The organism is Pseudoxanthomonas japonensis, from assembly GCF_010093445.1.
In the GTDB taxonomy this organism is placed as follows: domain Bacteria; phylum Pseudomonadota; class Gammaproteobacteria; order Xanthomonadales; family Xanthomonadaceae; genus Pseudoxanthomonas_A; species Pseudoxanthomonas_A japonensis.
Genome location: NZ_PDWW01000017.1, coordinates 62,423 through 81,087, shown reverse-complemented (window position 1 = coordinate 81,087; position 18,665 = coordinate 62,423). Strand labels below are relative to the sequence as shown.

The 18,665-nt window shown below is 65.1% G+C and carries 11 protein-coding genes; 8 read left to right on the top strand and 3 right to left on the bottom strand.

Annotation, left to right across the window (positions count from 1 at the left end; all coding sequences use genetic code 11):
- Positions 1 to 79 precede the first annotated feature (79 nt).
- The 3 genes from CSC78_RS12425 (at position 80) to CSC78_RS12415 (ending at position 5,478) form a co-directional block, all read left to right on the top strand.
- Positions 80 to 2,194, top strand: a complete 2,115-nt coding sequence (locus CSC78_RS12425; RefSeq protein WP_162338162.1) for a TonB-dependent receptor — start codon at positions 80 to 82, stop codon at positions 2,192 to 2,194.
- A gap of 56 nt (positions 2,195 to 2,250) precedes the next feature.
- The gene (locus tag CSC78_RS12420) at positions 2,251 to 4,401 is read left to right on the top strand and encodes a prolyl oligopeptidase family serine peptidase (RefSeq protein ID WP_162338161.1); all 2,151 of its coding nucleotides are present in this window, start codon (positions 2,251 to 2,253) and stop codon (positions 4,399 to 4,401) included.
- A gap of 171 nt (positions 4,402 to 4,572) precedes the next feature.
- Positions 4,573 to 5,478 (top strand): IS3 family transposase, encoded by a 906-nt coding sequence (locus CSC78_RS12415; RefSeq protein ID WP_162338160.1) that lies wholly within the window; start codon positions 4,573 to 4,575, stop codon positions 5,476 to 5,478.
- Between the two features lie 64 nt (positions 5,479 to 5,542).
- On the opposite strand, the gene CSC78_RS12410 is transcribed toward CSC78_RS12415, so the two are convergent.
- Positions 5,543 to 6,361: a transglutaminase family protein gene (locus CSC78_RS12410; RefSeq protein ID WP_162338159.1), complete on the bottom strand. Its 819-nt coding sequence runs from the start codon at positions 6,359 to 6,361 to the stop codon at positions 5,543 to 5,545.
- A gap of 224 nt (positions 6,362 to 6,585) precedes the next feature.
- Between CSC78_RS12410 and CSC78_RS12405 the strand changes: the two genes are divergently transcribed.
- Positions 6,586 to 6,915, top strand: coding sequence for a hypothetical protein (locus CSC78_RS12405; RefSeq protein WP_162338158.1), 330 nt, complete (start codon positions 6,586 to 6,588; stop codon positions 6,913 to 6,915).
- Positions 6,916 to 7,004: 89 nt separating this feature from the next.
- Here CSC78_RS12405 and CSC78_RS18885 read toward each other — a convergent pair whose 3' ends face one another.
- Both CSC78_RS18885 and CSC78_RS19200 read right to left on the bottom strand, forming a co-directional pair.
- A complete protein-coding gene (locus CSC78_RS18885) occupies positions 7,005 to 7,349 on the bottom strand; it encodes a hypothetical protein (protein ID WP_202924178.1) in 345 nt (114 codons plus the stop codon).
- A gap of 108 nt (positions 7,350 to 7,457) precedes the next feature.
- Positions 7,458 to 7,580 carry a hypothetical protein gene (locus CSC78_RS19200; protein ID WP_274379361.1) on the bottom strand — a complete coding sequence of 41 codons (123 nt, stop codon included), beginning with the start codon at positions 7,578 to 7,580 and terminating at the stop codon, positions 7,458 to 7,460.
- 744 nt (positions 7,581 to 8,324) lie between these two features.
- On the opposite strand from CSC78_RS19200, the gene CSC78_RS12395 reads away from it, so the two are divergent.
- The 4 genes from CSC78_RS12395 (at position 8,325) to CSC78_RS12380 (ending at position 18,011) form a co-directional block, all read left to right on the top strand.
- Positions 8,325 to 8,585 carry a hypothetical protein gene (locus CSC78_RS12395; RefSeq protein ID WP_162338157.1) on the top strand — a complete coding sequence of 87 codons (261 nt, stop codon included), beginning with the start codon at positions 8,325 to 8,327 and terminating at the stop codon, positions 8,583 to 8,585.
- A 19-nt stretch (positions 8,586 to 8,604) separates the two neighbouring features.
- Complete coding sequence (locus CSC78_RS19060) at positions 8,605 to 8,877, top strand: hypothetical protein (protein ID WP_238391268.1); 273 nt, start codon at positions 8,605 to 8,607, stop codon at positions 8,875 to 8,877.
- A gap of 174 nt (positions 8,878 to 9,051) precedes the next feature.
- Positions 9,052 to 17,754 carry a glycoside hydrolase family 94 protein gene (locus CSC78_RS12385; RefSeq protein ID WP_202924177.1) on the top strand — a complete coding sequence of 2,901 codons (8,703 nt, stop codon included), beginning with the start codon at positions 9,052 to 9,054 and terminating at the stop codon, positions 17,752 to 17,754.
- A complete protein-coding gene (locus tag CSC78_RS12380; RefSeq protein ID WP_162338119.1) occupies positions 17,733 to 18,011 on the top strand; it encodes a hypothetical protein in 279 nt (92 codons plus the stop codon). Before CSC78_RS12385 ends, CSC78_RS12380 begins: the two co-directional genes overlap by 22 nt.
- Positions 18,012 to 18,665 lie beyond the last annotated feature (654 nt).

Sequence of the window (18,665 nt, the reverse complement as noted above, 5' to 3'; positions counted from 1 at the left end):
CTGAGAGGGCCGTACGACATCCGTCGCCTGGCCCTCGATCGCGCATCCGCGCCCCCATCGAGCCACCAGGAGAGTCCACGTGAATCGCATCGCCCGTTCTTCGTCCGTTCCCGCCAGAGTGCTTCCTTCCCGCAGGGCGCTGTGCCTGGGTGTCGCCACCGCGTTGCTGTTCGTGGGCAACGTCCAGGCACAGGACAGCGACGCCGGCACGCCGGCCACGACCGAGACGCAGGCGAAGTCGGGCGAGGTGAAGGAACTCGGCTCGGTGACCGTCACCGCGCGCAAGCGCAGCGAACGGCAGATCGACGTGCCGATCGCGATGACGGCGGTGACCGGCGAACAGATCGATGCCTTCGGCATCACCAACGTCGCCGAGATCATCAGCATGACCCCCGGTGCCGGCTCCGTCGACAACGGCGGCGGCTTCACCCAGGTGCAGATCCGCGGCGTATCCAGCTCGCTCGGCGGCAACGACAACGGCTACTACCTCGACGAGATTCCGTTCACCGGCGTCAGCGTGCCGTGGTATCCCGAAGCGCGCTCGTGGGACATCGACCGCGTCGAGATCCTCAAAGGCCCGCAGGGCACGCTGTTCGGCGAAGGCTCGATGGGCGGCACGGTGCGCATCCTGACCCGCAAGCCCGACTTCAACGAATTCGGTGGCGCCATCGAGGCCTCGGCCTCCACCACCCAGGGCGGCAGCGACGGCTGGGGCGGCAAGGCGGTGGTCAACATTCCGCTGATCGACGACCGCCTGGCCGCGCGCGTCGCCGTGACCGACGAAAAGCTGTCGGGCTGGACCGACGACAACAACACCGGCGACAAGGACATCAACGAACAGCGCGTCAAGACCGGACGGGTGAAGGTGCGCTTCGCACCGCTCGACCAGTGGACCATGGATCTCGCCTACTGGACCTACAAGTCGGAGGCGCCCGGCGGCGGCAACGGCGCGCTGGACGACCTGACCACCAACTCGTTCTACAGCAACGATGACGAGTGGCACACCGCGAGCTTCGTCAGCACCTACGACTTCGGCGGCTCGGAGCTGTTCTATTCGTTCGCCGACGCCGAGCTCGACTACGCCAACGACGGCATGCTCAACCCCACCACCACCTACGTCAGCAACATCAACCTGCAGGTCCGCACGCAGGAACTGCGCTGGTCCTCGACCGGCGACCGCAAGGTGGACTGGACGGTGGGCTACTACCTGCGCGAAGCCGAGCGCAACGACGCCTCGCAGGTGGGCACGGCCGCCCCCAGCAGCTCCAGCCAGACCAACGATGCGTACGCCGTGTTCGGCGAAGTCACTGTCAAGCTGCCCGACCCGCGCTGGGCGCTGACCGGTGGCATCCGCTACTTCAGCGATGACGTGGATGCCATCTCCGTGTCGACCACGCGCGTGTCGACGCTCAACGCCACCTTCGACAGCTGGAACCCGCGCGTGTCGCTGTCCTTCAAGCCGGCCAACGACACCACCCTGTACGCCAGCGCCGCGCGCGGCTTCCGCTCCGGTCAGCTGCAGCCGATCTCGTCGATCCTGCTGGCCGAAGCCAACGGCGTCGAACTGCCGTCGACGATCGATCCCGACTCGATCACCACCTACGAACTCGGCGCCAAGTCGCTGTTCCTCGATGGCAGCCTGCTGGTCGAAGGCGCGGTGTTCTACAGCGACTGGGAAGGCGTCGCCGTGCGCGTGCCGATCACCTCGACCATCAACGGCCTGACCAACTCCAAGGGCACCGAGAACAAGGGCGTCGAGGTCAACCTGGTGTACACGCCCAGCGCCTCGCTGATGCTGCAGGTCGGCGGCTCGATCATCGATGCGACCTACGTGGCCGACGTGCCGGGCACGCCGCTCAACAAGGGCACCGACGTCTACAACGTACCGCGCAACAGCTTCACCGCCTCGGCCGCCTACAGCTGGGACATCGCCAGCGACCTGCGCGGCGTGGTGCGCAGCGGCGTGGTGTACGACTCGGCGCGCGAAACCGCGCTCACCGCCGGTTCGCCGGGCGACGAGATCACCATGCTCGATGCGCGCATCGGCGTGGAATCCGACAACGGCTGGTCGGCCTTCCTGTACGGCGACAACCTGACCAACGAAGACGGCGCACTCAACGCGCGCACCACGCTGGGCGTCGCCAACCGCCTGCGCCCGCGCACCTACGGCGTGGTCTTCCGCTACAGCTTCTAATCCACCCCGGCCGGCGTCCGCACCCCGGACGCCGGTCCCAACACGGGAACGATCACATGCATATCGATATCAGGACGCCGCGCCTGCACGCGCTGGCGCTGCTCGCCCTCGCGGTCGCCACGCCAGCGATGGCGCAGACGGCGGACGACCAGTGGCTGGAAGCGCCGCATGGCACGCGGGCGCTGGAATGGGCGCGTGAAAAGACCGCCGCCTCGCAAACGAAGATCCGCGCGATGCCGACATACGCAACGGTCAAGGCCGAACTCGCCTCCGCACTGGCCACCGGCGCGGCCGAGCCAGACATCACGCTGATGGGCCAGCGTGCCGTGCGCTTCCTGCGCGATGCCGAATACCCTTACGGCCTGCTGCAGCTCGCCGCTCGCGACGACGACGGCCTGCCGGGCGCGTGGCGCACCGTGCTGGACGTGGGCCAGCTGCGCAAGACCGAGAACGCACCGCTCGAGCTGCAGGCCTACGACCTGTCCAGCGCCTGCCTGGCGCCGAGCTTCAGCCGCTGCCTGCTGCGCCTGTCGCCGGCCGGTGGCGATGAAGTGGAGATCCGCGAATTCGATCTCGACCAGGCCCGCTTCGTCGACGGCGGTTTCCGCACGCCGAAGGCGCGCGCGTTCGCCGAATGGCTGGGACCGGACCAGATCATGGTCGAACACACCGCCGAGGGCGCGCCGAAGACGATGGCGGGTTGGCCCGCATCGGTGCGCCTGTGGCAGCGCGGACAACCGCTCGCCAGCGCGCGCGAGGTCTACAAGGCGGAACCGTCCGACGCGATCGTGCAGCTGTTCGCGGTCGGCGAAGGCGCGCAGCGTCGCGGCGTCATCGTGCGCGCGATCAACTACTCCACCTTCGACGTGTTCGCGGTGACCCAGGACGGCCGCATCGAACAGGCCGCGCTGCCGCGTTCGCTGAAGCCGATGGCCGTGCAGGCCCTCGTCGGCGACCAGGTGGTGGTGCAGCTCGGCACCGACGAGGTGGTCGAAGGCACGTCGTATCCGGCGGAGACGCTGCTGGCCTGGAACAGCGATCCGTCCGTGCCCGCCGGCAGGAAAGTCACGCGCATCTACACCCCTGCGGACGGCGACTACCTTGGCGGTCGCAGCGACATCGCCAGCGCTCAGGGCAAGCTCGCGTTCGTGGTCAACCGCCGGCTGGTGCCGCGCGTGCTGCTCGCGCGTCCCGGCGCCGATGGCTGGACCGTCGAGGAAGCGCTGGCCGGCCAGCCGGGCGACAATATCTCGGTGCGCGGCGGCGGCAGTTCCGACGACGACCTGATCGTCGCCACCAACGGTTTCGTCGATCCGCGCCGGCAGGAACTGTTCCGTCCCGGCCAGCCGCTGCGCCTGCTGGCGAAGGACCGCGCGCTGTTCGAGGAAGGCCGCTACGTCACCGAGATCCGCACGGCGACCTCGCGCGATGGCACGCCGGTGGACTACTACCTGTTGCATCCGAAGACACCGGCCGCCGGCCCGCAGCCGCTCTTCATGACCGGCTACGGCGCGTTCGGCATTTCCTACCGTCCGGGGTACTTTGACTACACCGTCGGCGGTCCCGCGTTCAAGCTGTGGCTGGACCGTGGCGGCTCGCTGGCGATCCCCGCGATCCGCGGGGGCGGCGAGCGTGGCGAAGCGTGGCACCAGGCGGCCATCCGCAAGGACCGCCAGCGCTCGTACGACGACTTCATCGCCGTCGCCGAGCAACTGGTGTCGACCGGCTACACCACGCCCAAGCAGATCGGTGTGTTCGGCATGTCCAACGGCGGCCTGCTGTCGGCGACGCTGGGCACGCAGCGCCCGGACCTGTTCGGTGCGGTGGTCAGCGACGTACCGCTGACCGACCTGATCCGCATGCGCCACATGGGCATGGGCGCGGCGTGGATCAACGAGTACGGCGATCCCGACAAGCCCGACGAGGCGAAGGCGATGCTGGCGTACTCGCCGATGCAGAACGTGCGCACCGGCACCATGTATCCGCCGTTCCTGGTCACCATTTCGACGGAAGACAACCGCGTCGGTCCCGGTCACGCGCGCAAGCTGGCCTCGCGCCTGTTCGACGCCGGTGCGCCGGTCTACTTCCTCGAGGACGAGGAAGGCGGCCACGGCGTCAGCGATGCGTTCCGCAATCCGGAGCTGATGGCGCTGCGCATGACGTTCCTGATCGATACGCTGATTCCGGCAAGCAAGAGCACGCATTGACTCATACGAGCGCCGCCGGGTAGTAACCGAACCCGGCGGCGAACTACTTCGCCACGAGGTGGAGCTTGCATTGAACGGTCCTACTGTGCGACCCGTCACGGGGTGCTCTGGAGTTACCAGAATTTGGTGGACAAGGTCTAGCATCCATGCGATCAGCAGGAGGAAAGCGCCATGTCCTCGAAGAAGGTTCCGAGCAAGACCAGGCGGGCCTACCGGTTCATTGAATCGCATCGGAATGAATTCAGCATTCAGGTGATGTGTCGATTGCTCGGTGTCGCTCGAGCCGGCTACTACGCCTGGCTCGATCATCCGGTGTCTGATCGTGCCAAAGAGGATGCGCGGCTGCTACGACTCATACGTGCATCTTTCACCGCCAGTCATGGGATTTATGGCGCCCCGAGGGTGCTGCAGGATCTGCGCGAACGCGGTGAGATCTGCAGCAAGCACAGGGTTGCGCGCCTCATGCGTGAAAATGGCCTGCGGGCGCTACACGGCTACCGCACGCGCCATATACAGGTGGCCAAGCCACATGCTCTGATCCCCAACCTACTGCAGCGTCAGTTCACGGTGTCCAAGCCCAACGAGGCGTGGGTGACGGACATCACCTACATCCGTACCTGGCAGGGATGGCTCTATTTGGCCGTCGTCTTGGACCTGTTCTCGCGTAAGGTCGTAGGCTGGGCCGTCAAACCGACGATTCATCGAGAGCTGGTCCTGGAAGCGGTATTGAAGGCCGTTCGTTCTCGCCGACCCCGCAAGACCCTGATTCACTCGGATCAGGGAACGCAGTATGGGAGTGATGCGTGGCGGCGCTTTTGCAAGGTTAACCATCTTGAGCCCAGCATGAGCAGGCGGGCGAACTGCTGGGACAACGCAGTCGCCGAGTCCTTCTTCGGGAGCTTGAAGAAAGAGCGGATCAAGAAGCGCATCTACGTGGACCGCCAAACGGCTGCCTTGGACGTATCCGACTACATCGAAGGCTTCTACAATCCAATTCGTCGACATAGCTACCTTGGCGGCGTTAGCCCGAACGAGTTCGAGGCAACGCATCGCCGTCGTCGATCAGGTGTCCACTGAATCCTGGTAACTCCAGTGGCCCTGCTCCGCAGTAAACACAACGCTTTGAAAGGGGGCTCGACGGTTATCCAGCATCACCCGAGAATGAGGGTGAAACATCATTGGTCCGCTCACCTACCCATACCTGCATGTCCACCGTCTGCAGCCAACCGTAGTTGGTCAGGAACGCCACATCGGCCGCATCGCGACCGTAAGCAACCACGATCCGGCCGCCACGGGGCGCGGCTTGCGTCGGGTCGAACGTGTACCAGCGGCCGTCCAGGTAGGCCTCGAACCAAGCGTGCAGGTCCATGGGTTCCAGCTCGTACAGATAGCCCACCACCATGCGTGCGGGAATGCGCAGGCTCCTGCACAGCATGATCCCGATGTGGGCGTAGTCGCGGCAGACGCCCGCCCCTGCTTCCATGGTTCCAAGCGCGTCCGTGCTGGGGTCGCTCACGCCGTACCGGTACGCGATGTGCGTGCGGATCCATTCCACAATGGCGCCGACCTGGCCGGAACGGGAGCCGGCAGCCTCCACGATGGCCTGCGCCTGCTGGAACGCACGGTCGCTCGGGCAGTAGCGGCTCGGCAACAGGTACTGCAGCGCGTAATCGGGCAAGAACGCGGCCGATGCCGGCGCGACCCACGGCGCGATGGCGATGTCGCGCTCGGTCTCGACCTCGAGCTCGGCGCGGATTTTCATGCGTCCGCGCCGCACAACAAAGCGCTGGCAGAGGTTGCCGAACACGTCGACGAACTCCGTCGGCCGGACGTGCGGCTCGAACGAATAGGCTTCACTGATCAGCCACTGCGCTTCACCGCTGCGCGGGCGCAGCATCGCGACCACCGCGCAGTCCTCGATGGATTCGACAACCAATTCGCATCCCGCTTGCAGGCGCATGTTCGACCAGGTGGGAGAATAAGCTCGTCGGGAGGGCGCCGTCGGTCAAGATCTCGCCCCCGACGTAGCAAGGATCGTCTCATATCCTTGGCAGCTCTGGCGTTACGCACCAAAGCAACGCCCTGGATCTGTCGTGGGCGCCGACCATCAAAGGACAGGAACTTGGCAAGGGCAGCCTACGGGTAAAGGAGTAAGATCAACCAATTCTCAATCGAGATGCGTCAATGGACGGCCGCTTCCCCCGGATTGTCGATATCGACGTGCCGGCCTTGGAGAACAAGGTGAACAGCAAGGTGGATGAGGCAATTGTCATCAGCCTGGATATCGAGCCTTCAGAAAGTTGGATCCGTCTCTTCCGAGAGGAGGTCGAACAACTTCTGGGCCAGATGAACTTGGCTGAAGTGACCATCGTGGGCCAGAAGATTTCATTCTTCGCCTCGACGGATGACTACAGGCGACTGGGCGATGAGATCAAGCGACTAGTTGCGGGAACTTCCTATCGACTTCAGCGGACTCGCAACGCTGCTGCAGGAAGCTGGAAATCGGAGTACTGATTCCTGAGGTCCGCATGCACGCGTGGATACGCGTGCATGCGTCTGGCTTTCGTCCCGATGCCCATGAGCGTCGCAGCAAGTCCAAGCACTCAATGCTTATGATGGCCAAGCATTTCGTCCCGGCGTTGCTCTGCGCGCGAGGCTCCGATAGCCGTTTCGACCTTCCTGACCTCCTCAGGTGGAGGCAGGACAGGGGGCATACCCAAGGACTGGATCCATAGCTCCCGGCACCAGCCCATCGTGTGGTAGAGATGATGATCCTCATCGTTCTCCACCGCCTTATAGGCCGGTCCAAGCACTTTGGCCAGCATTCCTCCTTGCTCGACTACCTTCCCGATCAGCTCCCAGTTCTGGTGATCTTTGGTTTCGGCAAGAACCACGCACTCGGCAGCCACGAGTTGCGCTGCTTCTGGCGTCCCGGTCTTGACTGCCATCTCAATCACCTTGACGAGTGCCGCCCCCACGTGCGCGACCACTTTTCGTCCCGGGGACTGCTGTTCGGTGTCGATCTCCAGCTGCTTGAAAACACGGGTGAGAACTTCTTAATGGGTACGGATCTCGTCCAGATACCCGCTCCATTCCTTCTTGAGATCCTCGTTGATCGCAGCGTTGACGGCAGCGGTGTAGATCAGAATGCCGCCTCGTTCGGTCTCAAGTGCTTGCAACAGAAGTTCGTGAACCTGATCGGATCTGACTTTCGGGGAAGATGCCATGGCTATGTGAATCCTCTGGCTGGGCGGGTCTTCTAGGTACGCCGAACAGTGAGAACTCTGCGTGACGGACGATTTGCGTTCTTCACGAAGAAAATATCTCCGTGGAATCCCATGCGAATCGAGCTTTCGCCAACAGGCCGACCGTGTCGGCCTTGACCCGGCGTGGCGCCAAGCCCAGCTCAATGCGGAGAGTGGGAGACAGCAAGGCTGGCTTGGCAGCGGGCACGGCACTGCGCCGCAACGTCTGCACCGTGCGCTTCCCAACGTTACCGCCGCGTGACGCTATAGGCTCAAGAAAAAACGCGGCTCGCTATCCCGACGTGCTAGCTTGGTGACACGCGGAATTCCGAGACTGGCTAACTTCCGCGCCCGCAGTGTGCCGGCTCGCACAAGATCGAGAGCCGCCATGAGCAACAAACCGCATCGCGTCGTCCTGGGTGTCCACGCCTTCCAGCGCCTCGCCCGACTCTTGAACGATCACGCCGTCGAGTGCGCGGAGAATGAAGGATGGCCGATTCCAGCCGATGCAGAACCGCCGCCGCGCGCGATGTCGTGCCACGGCGTCCTACAGCGTGTAGTGGCTCCGTGCCGCCAGCACGCCAGAAGAGCGTGGCAGTTCTGGGGCAGAAGAAGCGAATCGCAGTGCTACACCAAAGATAATGGTGGCATTCCGCGAGCCGCTGCGGAGGCCGCGTCATGAGCAGCATCTCACTGATCATCTCGTCCCTCGGTGTCGAATTCATCGGCAGACGGCTCGATCCCGAGCGGGATACGCGTGTCAATGCGTATCGTCTTGTCCACGAAGAGCAGGGCTCGGGCAGCAACGTACGCTGGTTTTTCTTCGCCAAGGCCGATCTTTCCAGGCCGGAAGCCATGGCGCGTGCGCAACAGTGGTATGAAACGTCGCGGCATCCCGACTGGCCTGGCTTCAAGTACCCGGCCGGCGCACGCGAATGAATGCCGGCCAGGAAAGCGCATGAGGCGCGAACACACGCAGGTCTTCCTCCTGCAGCTGGGTACCCGTCAGTCCATAGGGCCGGACGATCTGCGCTTGCTCTGGGCGACCGCGTGCGAGTCCATGGATATACACGTGAGCCGCCGCGTGCAGCTGGGCGGAACGGATGGTCGCCGACCATGCTACGGACTATGGGTGCGGCGCACGTTCAACCCGGTTGCCGCCGAGGAGCGCCTGCGCGCGATGCTGGATGCGCGCGGCTACCTGTTCACGCTGACACCGATTCCCGTCTAGACCTTCGTTCCGTGCGCACCGCGGATGCGTGCAGGCTCAACGAACCGTCGTATGCAGCGCTTGCGCCAGCCGCGCTCAGTTGAAGGACTGGCTTGGCCGCGCCCTTCACATCCACCTGCTGATATGCGTGCAAGGATGGGATCCACGTCGGTCAGCCGCCCCACAGGATTTCCGATGCCCCAGGTCTGGAGAGTCTTCAGCCGTTGGTTACGCCTGCGCCGGCGCCTGTGGCGCTGGCGCCGCGCCGCGACCCAGAAGCCGCTGCGCGCGGAATCGCCATTGCGGGCGCAGCTCTTCAACGTCGAGCAGATGGAACTGCATGGCCATGCGCTGGCGCGCGCGCACCGGTTGCGCGCGCATGCAGGGCCGGAGCGCCTGCTGAATAGACTGACCGAGAACGAGGGCCTTCTGGACGATGTCTGCGCGCTGCTGACGCGGATGGTGCAGGACGACATGCGTATCACGCCGGCCGGCGAATGGTTGCTGGACAACTATTATCTGGTGGAAGAACAGATCGTCACTGCGCGGCGGCATCTTCCGACAGGCTACAGCCGGCAACTCCCCTCGCTGAGCCAGGGTCCGTCCAGCGGCCTGCCACGCGTGTACGACCTGTCGCTGGAAGTCATCGCGCACGGCGATGGCCGCATCGACGCGGAAACGCTGCGCCGCTTCTTCGCTTCCTACCAGTCCATCACGCCGCTGAAGCTGGGCGAGCTGTGGGCGATCCCGATCATGCTGCGACTGGCGCTGATCGACAATCTGCGTCGCATGGCCGTGCGCGTAATGCGCGACGGCGACGATCACCGCCTGGCCAGCGAGTGGGCTGCCCGACTCAACCGGACGGCAGCGGAGAATCCCAAGGACGTGGTGCTGGTCGTCGCCGACATGGCGCGTTCGGATCCACCGCTGAGCGGCGCATTCGTTTCCGAGCTGACGCGGGGACTGCAGGGACGCGGCGGCGTGTTCTCCATGCCGATCACCTGGCTGGAGCAATGGGCGGCAGACGGCGGCCTGCGTATCGAGGAACTGGTGCATCTGGAGAGCCAGCAGCAGGCCGCGGACCAGGTATCGATCAGCAACAGCATCGGCAGCCTGCGCTTCCTGGCCAACATGGACTGGCGGGAATTCGTCGAAGACATGAGCGTGGTCGAGCACACGCTCCGGGCGGACCCGGCGCGTACGTACGCGCTGATGGATTTCAGTACCCGCGACAGCTACCGGCACGTGGTGGAAAAGATCGCCCGGCTCGCGAATGTCGGTGAGGACGCGGTGGCGGAGATCGCGCTGCAGTTGGCGCAGGCCGCCGCCACGACAGCGCCGGGCCATCACCGGGCACACGTCGGCTTCTATCTGGTGGACGATGGCGTCAGCCAGACGCAAGCGGCGGTGACGGCCTCATTGCCAGGTGCGCGGCGGGTCCGCTTGCGCCCGCGCCGGATTCCGCTGGCGGTCTATCTGCTCCCGATCGCCACCATCATCGGCCTGTTCACCCACGGCCTGCTGACGGCGGGGTCAGCAGCGCATGCGGTGCCGACGTGGCCGCTGGCAACGCTCGCGCTCCTCGCCTTCAGCGAACTGGGCATAGCGCTCGTGAATTGGATGGCAACCCTGCTGGTGCCGCCCCGCCCCCTGCCCCGGATGGATTTCTCCAAGGGCATCCCGGCCACGGCACGCACGCTGGTGGTAGTCCCCAGCATGCTCGGCAGCGTGGAGGGGGTGGACAGTCTGGTCGAAGCACTGGAAGTACGCTTCCTGGCCAACCGCGACCGCCACCTGCACTTCGCCCTGCTCACCGATTTCCTGGATGCGGACGGCGCATCACTGCCGGGCGATGCCGCGCTGCTGGCCCATGCCGTCCACCGGGTCGAGCAGCTCAATCGCCGTTACGCGCCGGAACGGGCCGACGAAGGCGGCGGCGACCTGTTCTTCCTCTTCCATCGCCCGCGGTTGTGGAATCCGCGCGAACGGCGCTGGATGGGCTACGAACGCAAACGCGGCAAGCTGGCGGCATTGAACCGGCTGCTGCGTGGCGGGCCGGGCGAAGACTTCCTGCAGGTGACCGGCAACATCGGCGTGCTGGCGCAGGTGCGCTACGTGATCACGCTGGACACGGACACCAAATTGCCGCGCGACGCCGCGCGCGAGTTCGCCGGCACGCTGGCGCACCCGCTCAACCAGGCCGTATTCGACCCGCGGCGGCGGCGCGTGGTCCGCGGCTACGGCATCCTCCAGCCCAGCGTAGGCACCAGTCTCAGCGGGCGGCCGAGTTCGCGCTATGCGCGCATGTTCGGCAGCGAGCCTGGCATCGATCCGTACACACGCACGGTGTCGGACGTCTACCAGGACCTGTTCGGCGAAGGATCCTTCGTCGGCAAGGGCATCTACGATGTGGATGCGTTCGAGCATGCGCTCGCCGACCGCTTTCCCGACAACCGTATCCTCAGCCACGACCTGCTGGAGGGGTGCTACACACGTGCCGGCCTGGTCAGCGACGTGCGCCTGTTCGAAGACTATCCGTCGCGCTACGCGGCTGACGTGAAGCGGCGCTACCGGTGGATCCGCGGCGACTGGCAGCTGTTGCCGTGGTTGTTGCCGTGGGTGCCGCGCCGCGGTGGCGGGCTCGAGCGCAATCCATTGTCCTGGCTCTCGCGCGGCAAGCTGCTCGACAACCTGCGTCGCAGCCTGGTGCCGACGGCCACCTTCGCCCTGCTGGTGCTGGGCTGGTTGTTTTCGCCGGAGCCGCTCGCCTGGACCGCGTGGCTGCTGAGCCTGTGGGCCCTGCCCGTGCTGCTTCCGGCGCTGCGGGATGTCGTCGCCCTGCCGGTGGACATGCCGCTGGAAACCCATCTGGTGCAGGTTGGGAAATCCTGTCTGAGGCAATTCTGGCGTGCGGTCGTCACCGTGGCTTGCCTGCCGTACGAGGCTTTTTTCAGCCTGGGCGCGATCGTGCGTACGCTCTGGCGCCTCGTTGTCACACGACGGCACCTGTTGCAGTGGAACCCGTCCAGCGAAGTCGAACGCAGTCTCGGCAGCGGCGTGAGCGCGGAGCTCTACAGCATGGCGCCCGCACCGCTGATCTCGGCCGCCATCGCCGCACTGCTGGTGATGAAGCAGCCGGCCGCACTGTGGGTGGCCACGCCCTTGCTGCTGCTCTGGCTGCTGTCGCCGGTGCTGATGGCGTGGCTTGGCCGCCCCCCGGCCCGACGGACCGACAAGCTGTCCGCGCCGCAGTTGGCGTTCCTGGGCAAGCTCTCGCGCCGGACATGGGCCTTCTTCGAAACGTACGTGCGCGCGGAGGATCACTGGCTGCCGCCCGACAACGTGCAGGAGCATCCGGCGCTGGTGGTGGCGCGACGCACGTCACCGACCAACATCGGGTTGTCGCTCTTGACCAACCTGGCGGCCTACGATTTCGGCTACCTGCAGGCCGGCGGCATGATGGAGCGCACCCGCCTCGCGTTCGACACGCTGGAGATGCTGCCCCGCCATCGTGGGCACTTCTACAACTGGTACGACACCGAGACGTTGCAGCCGCTGCCGCCGGCCTACATTTCCACGGTCGACAGCGGCAACCTCGCCGGACATCTGCTGACCTTGCGACAGGGCCTGCTGGCAATCGCCGATGCACCCATCCTGGCGGCCGCCACGTTCAACGGGCTGGCCGACACCCTGGCCGTGCTGGAAGACGTCATCGAGGACACGCCGTCCGATGACGATGCGTTGTCGTTGGCGGTGATCGAATTCCGCACCGTGCTGACGCAGGCCCAACGGGAGCCGCCATCGACCGCCACCGATGCCGAACGCATGCTGGCGCGCCTGGTGGTGCACGCGGAAGGTATCGTTGCGGCATGGCCGGCTGCCGGTCCCGGCCGGATCCATCCGCATCATTGGCCGACCGCGCTTGTCGAAGGCTGCCGGTCGGCGCATGCGGAGCTGCAGTTCCTGCTGCCCGCTGCCGACGCCTGGGCAGGTGATCACCTGCCCACGTTGCGCGAGCTGCAGGATGGCCCTGCCGGCGCGCTGTCGACCCGGCGCGCGCGGGAACGGATCCACCAACTCGAGCGCCTGGCGCACATCGCCGGTCAGTTCTCGCTGATGGAATACGAGTTCCTCTACGACCGGGCGCGCCACCTGTTGGTGATCGGCTACAACGTGGACGAACACCGCCTGGACAATGGGCTCTACGACCTGCTGGCGTCGGAAGCACGCCTGTGCAGCTTCGTGGCGATCGCGCAGGGACAATTGCCGCAGGAGAGCTGGTTCGCGCTGGGCCGTCTGCTGACCGAGGTCAACGGCGACGCGACATTGCTGTCGTGGAGCGGCTCGATGTTCGAGTACCTGATGCCGCAGCTGGTCATGCCCAGCTACCCGGAGACCCTACTGGACCAGACCTCCCGACATGCGGTGGAAGCCCAGATCCAGCATGGCGAGCGCCATGACGTGCCTTGGGGCATTTCCGAGTCGGGCTACAACACCGTCGACGCGCGCATGAACTACCAGTACCGCGCCTTCGGCGTACCGGGGCTGGGCCTGAAGCGCGGGCTGGGCCAGGACCTGGTCATCGCGCCCTACGCCACGATGATGGCGTTGATGGTGGCGCCGGCAGCGGCCTGCCAGAACCTGCAGCGACTGACCGCCCTCGGCTTCGGCGGGCACTTCGGCCTGTATGAGGCCATCGACTACACACCGGCCCGCGTTCCACCCGGACAGGATTGCGTGGTGGTGCGCTCCTTCATGGCCCATCACCAGGGCATGGGGTTTCTGTCGCTCCTCCATCTGCTGCGACAGCAACCGATGCAGCGGCGCTTCGTGGCCGATGCGGAGTTCCAGGCGACCCTGCTGCTGCTTCAGGAGCGCATTCCGCATACCGGCGTGTTCCATCCGCACGAGGCCGAGACGCTGGGCACGCGCGCCGCGCCTACCGAAGCCGAAACCCAGCTGCGCATCTTCCGCAACCCGAGCATGTCGCGTCCGGCGGTGCAGCTGCTTTCCAACGGGCGCTACCACGGCCTGGTCACCAGCGCCGGCGGCGGTTACAGCCGCCACCGCGACATGGCGGTCACCCGCTGGCGCGAAGACGGCACGCGCGACCACTGGGGCAACTTCTGCTACCTGCGGGATGTGGAGAGCGGTGAGTTCTGGTCCACGTCGCTGCAGCCGGCGTGCGCGCCCGTGGATCAGTACGAGGCGATCTTCTCCGATGCCAAGGTCGAGTTCCGGGGGCGCAAACGCGGCTACGAGAGCCACCTGGAGATCGCGATATCCGCCGAAGACGACATCGAGCTGCGCAGGCTGCGCCTGAGCAACCGGAGCCGGCGGACACGCACCATCGAGATCACCACCTATACCGAGGTGGTGCTGGCGCCGGCCATCGCGGACGAACTGCATCCGGCGTTCAGCAATCTGTTCGTGCAGTCGGAGATCCTGCGCGAGAAACAGGCGCTGTTGTGCACGCGCCGACCGCGCGCGCACGACGAGATACCGCCGTGGATGTTCCACCTGGTGGCGGTGCATGACGCGGATATCGGTGCGATCTCGTACGAAACCGATCGCGCGCGCTTCCTCGGTCGGGGCAACACGCCGCGCACGCCGGCGGCATTGGCGGAGCAGGACGCGCTGTCCGACAGCGAAGGCTCCGTACTGGACCCGATCGCGGCCATCCGTTGCCGTATCGAGCTGGCGCCCGGCCAGACGGCGATGATCGACATGGTCCATGGCGTAGGCGTGGACCGCGAAGCCTGCGCCGGACTGATCGAAAAGTACCGCGATCGCCGCCTCGCCGACCGCGTCTTCGACCTGGCCTGGACGCACAGCCAGGTCGTTCGCCGCCAGATCAATGCATCGCAGGCGGATGCGCAACTTTACGAACGGTTGGCCGGGCTGATCGTCTATGCGCACCCGCTGCTGCGCGCCGACGCCGACATCCTGCTGCAGAACCAGCGTGGCCAGTCCGGGCTCTGGGGTCACGCGATCTCGGGCGACCTGCCCATCGCCCTGCTGCAGATCTCGGATGCCGACAACATCGAGCTGGTGCGGCAGATGGTGCAGGCGCACGCCTACTGGCGCCTCAAAGGACTGCGCGCGGATCTCGTGATCTGGAACGAGAGCCAGGCTGGCTACCGGCAGCAGTTGCAGGACCTGATCCTGGGCATGATCTCGGCCGATCCGGAGGCGAACGTGCTGGATCGCCCGGGCGGCATCTTCGTGCGCCCGGGACAGCAGATGTCGCAGGAAGACCGCATCCTGCTGCAATCCGTAGCGCGGGTCATCATCAGCGATCAGCAAGGCTCGCTGGCTGCACAGATCGGTCGTCGCGAGCCTGCCGAACGGATCATGCCGCCGCTGTTGACGGAGGGTCCCCATGAGGATCGTGTCGAGCTTCCCGCATGGGAGGCATCGACCGGGCTGCCACCGCCGGCGGACGTCGACGAAGAGAACGACCCCTGGCCGTTCGAGGCCGTGGCCAGCACCTTCGTTCACGACAACGGCACCGGCGCATTCGCCGCCGATGGCCGTGAGTACGTGATCATCACCCGGGAAGGAGCGCCGACACCGGCACCGTGGTCCAACGTACTGGCCAACGACCGGCTGGGCACGGTGGTCAGCGAAAGCATGGCGGGATACACGTGGTTCGAGAATGCGCATGAGTTCCGCCTCACGCCCTGGCATAACGACCCGGTTGCCGACAGTGGTGGCGAGGCGTTCTACCTACGCGATGAGGACACGGGTCATGTGTGGTCGCCGCTGCCATTGCCGCGTCGTGGCCGCGGGGCGTACCGGACGCGTCATGGCTTCGGCTATAGCGTGTACGAGCACATCGAGGACGGTATCGCCAGCGAGTTGTGGGTATATGTGGCTGTTGAAGATGCGGTCAAGTACTCGGTACTGAAGCTTCGCAATCTGTCCGGACGCGCACGCCGTCTCTCTGCCACCGGTTACGTCGAGTGGGTGTTGGGTGACCTGCGCGTCAAATCGCAGATGCACATCGTCACCGCGCAGGATTCGGCCAGTGGCGTACTGACGGCACGCAACCCCTACAACACCGAGTTCGGCGGCCGCGTCGCGTTCTTCGATACCGATGCCAGCGGCTGCAGCTTCACCGGCGACCGCACGGAATTCCTGGGCCGCAACGGCAGCATGGCCGATCCCGCGGCGCTCCAGCGCGAGGGATTGTCCGGCCGCCTGGGCGTCGGGCTCGATCCGTGCGCCGCCATCCAGGTGCCGATGTCGCTGCTCGATGGCGAGGCGTCGGAAACGGTCTTCCGGCTCGGCATGGGCAAGGACTACGAGGATGCCCTGTATCGGGCACGTCGCGTGCAGGGCGCGCAGCGGGCGCACGACGCACTGGACGCCGTCCGCATCCACTGGCGTGGACTGCTGACATCCTTGCAGGTCAGTACACCGGAGCCCGCCGTCGATGCGTTGGTCAATGGCTGGCTGATGTACCAGACCCTTGCGTGCCGCTATGTGGCACGCAGCGGCTACTACCAGTCCGGTGGCGCATTCGGCTTCCGTGACCAGTTGCAGGACACCATGGCCACGCTGCACGCCAAGCCGGCGTTGACCCGTGCGCACCTGCTGCTGTGTGCGGCCCATCAGTTCCCGCAAGGCGACGTGCTGCACTGGTGGCATCCGCCACAGGGGCGCGGCGTGCGCACGCGTTGCTCGGACGACTACTTGTGGCTGCCACTGGCCGCCTCCCGCTATCTGCAGGTGACCGGCGATGCCAGCGTGCTGGACGAGCAGGTCGGCTTCGTCGACGGTCGCCCGGTGGGTGCCGACGAAGAGTCCTACTACGACATGCCCGCAACGTCCTATCTGCGGCAATCGTTCTACCAGCATTGCGTGCTGGCATTGCGCCGCGGCTGCAGTCTGCTCGGCGAGCGTGGACTCCCCCTGATCGGCACCGGCGACTGGAACGACGGCATGAACCGCGTGGGCGAGGCCGGCCGGGGCGAAAGCGTGTGGCTCGGCTTCTTCCTCTACGACACGCTGCAGCGCTTCATCGGGGTGGCGCGCATGCGTGGCGACGAGGCATTCGCCGAGGAATGCACAGAGAACGCCGAGCGCTTACGGGGGAATCTGGAAGACCATGCCTGGGATGGCCAATGGTATCGGCGCGCCTGGTTCGATGACGGCACGCCGCTGGGCTCCAGCCAGAGCGATGAATGCCGAATCGACTCCATCTCGCAGAGTTGGTCGGTGTTGTCCGGGGCCGCGGATCCGGTGCGCGCTCGGCAGGCGATGGCGTCACTGGATCGCCATCTCGTGAAGCGGGAGGCGGGGCTGATCCAGTTGCTCGACCCTCCCTTCGACAAGACCCCAAAAGATCCCGGCTACATCCGCGGCTACGTTCCGGGTGTGCGCGAGAACGGAGGCCAGTACACGCATGCCGCGGTATGGGCCGCGATGGCATTCGCGCATCAAGGCGACACGGAACGGGCGTGGGAGCTGGCACGCATGATCAACCCGATCAATCACGCGCAGGATCCGGATGCTACCGCGCTCTACAAGGTGGAGCCGTACGTGCTCGCGGCCGATGTCTATGGCGTGGCACCGCACGTCGGCCGTGGCGGCTGGACCTGGTATACCGGCTCCGCCGGCTGGATGTATCGCCTGCTGACCGAGTCGCTGTTGGGCTTGCAGCGCATCGGGGGCGAGCTGGTACTGCATCCCTGCCTGCCACGCGAATGGACGGAATACGAACTGCGATACCGCTTCGGATCCAGCCTCTACGTCATCTCCGTCACGCAACAGGATGCCGGCGATACCACGCTGCAACTGGATGGCGTGGAACAGGCAGGATTGCGTTTCGCACTGGTGGACGACGGCAACGTGCATCGGGTGGAAGCGAGATGGTCCCGCGCGCCGATATGAAACCTCGTGCGCAGCTCGATGCGGAACTGGATCGACTGGCGGCCATGATGCCGCACTGGCTGCAGCATCTCCGACATGAAGCCCAGTTCTGGCCTCAGTTCAATGCGCTCGCGAAAGAGATTCTCGATCAAGCTGCTGATGAAGATATGCAGTACGTACGGGGACGCCTGGATTTCATGCTCAAGACACATACATGCGGGTTACCAGTAGCCGCCATCAACACTGACGCGGATCCGGCTGGCTGCCAGCCTATGTAGACAGGACTTCCATTTCCGCCTTGGGTTGGAAGCGCAGGGTTCACGAAGACGCGCATGTGGCTTCACCCCGAAGCCATCTGTCCGCGAACGGATGATCGTGCGACATCATGATCAGCTTTACCCAATGACGCTCGTTGCAGAATTTGGCAATGCTGCCTCTCTCTGGTTCAGCATTATTTCCATTGCAGCGAGGCGCGCGCAGATGGCAAGTCGCGCACCTTCGGGCGCTTCAAGCAGCAGTTGGGTACGCAACGTTCGAACGAACCCGCGAGCGTCACACCCCACTTGGCCGTCGCGAAGCCTTGCCATGCTCTCACTTAGAATAGTACTGAGCTCGGAAACTGTTCGCATCGCCATCACCTCCGGTTAGTACGATGACTGTCGCCCACCGGGAGTGCTCCCAAATCGGGAGCAGTACACCGGCGTGATTCTGCATAAAGTTTCATCGGTTAGCGCAGCCTCGTGCTGCCCGGCATTCCGGGGATCAGGAGATGTTCCGATGAGTGGCAGCGACGTCGCAGCAGAGCCCACTGCCCCGTATAACGCAGAAACATTTCCGAATGACTGGAAACCGTACAGGACTCTGCACAAGGACTCGAGGCAATCAGTTCGCTTCTGCGAGTCCCGCATAGCGGAGTACCGTACCTTCGTCCT

Bases quoted from the DNA above. Each gene is read 5' to 3' on its own strand.
- CSC78_RS12415 (WP_162338160.1), top strand. From the start codon at position 4,573: ATGTCCTCGAAGAAGGTTCCGAGCAAGACCAGGCGGGCCTACCGGTTC.
- CSC78_RS12405 (WP_162338158.1), top strand. From the start codon at position 6,586: ATGGACGGCCGCTTCCCCCGGATTGTCGATATCGACGTGCCGGCCTTG.
- CSC78_RS12395 (WP_162338157.1), top strand. From the start codon at position 8,325: ATGAGCAGCATCTCACTGATCATCTCGTCCCTCGGTGTCGAATTCATC.
- CSC78_RS18885 (WP_202924178.1), bottom strand. From the start codon at position 7,349: ATGGCAGTCAAGACCGGGACGCCAGAAGCAGCGCAACTCGTGGCTGCC.
- CSC78_RS19060 (WP_238391268.1), top strand. From the start codon at position 8,605: ATGAGGCGCGAACACACGCAGGTCTTCCTCCTGCAGCTGGGTACCCGT.
- CSC78_RS12410 (WP_162338159.1), bottom strand. From the start codon at position 6,361: ATGCGCCTGCAAGCGGGATGCGAATTGGTTGTCGAATCCATCGAGGAC.
- CSC78_RS12385 (WP_202924177.1), top strand. From the start codon at position 9,052: ATGCCCCAGGTCTGGAGAGTCTTCAGCCGTTGGTTACGCCTGCGCCGG.
- CSC78_RS12420 (WP_162338161.1), top strand. From the start codon at position 2,251: ATGCATATCGATATCAGGACGCCGCGCCTGCACGCGCTGGCGCTGCTC.
- CSC78_RS12380 (WP_162338119.1), top strand. From the start codon at position 17,733: ATGGTCCCGCGCGCCGATATGAAACCTCGTGCGCAGCTCGATGCGGAA.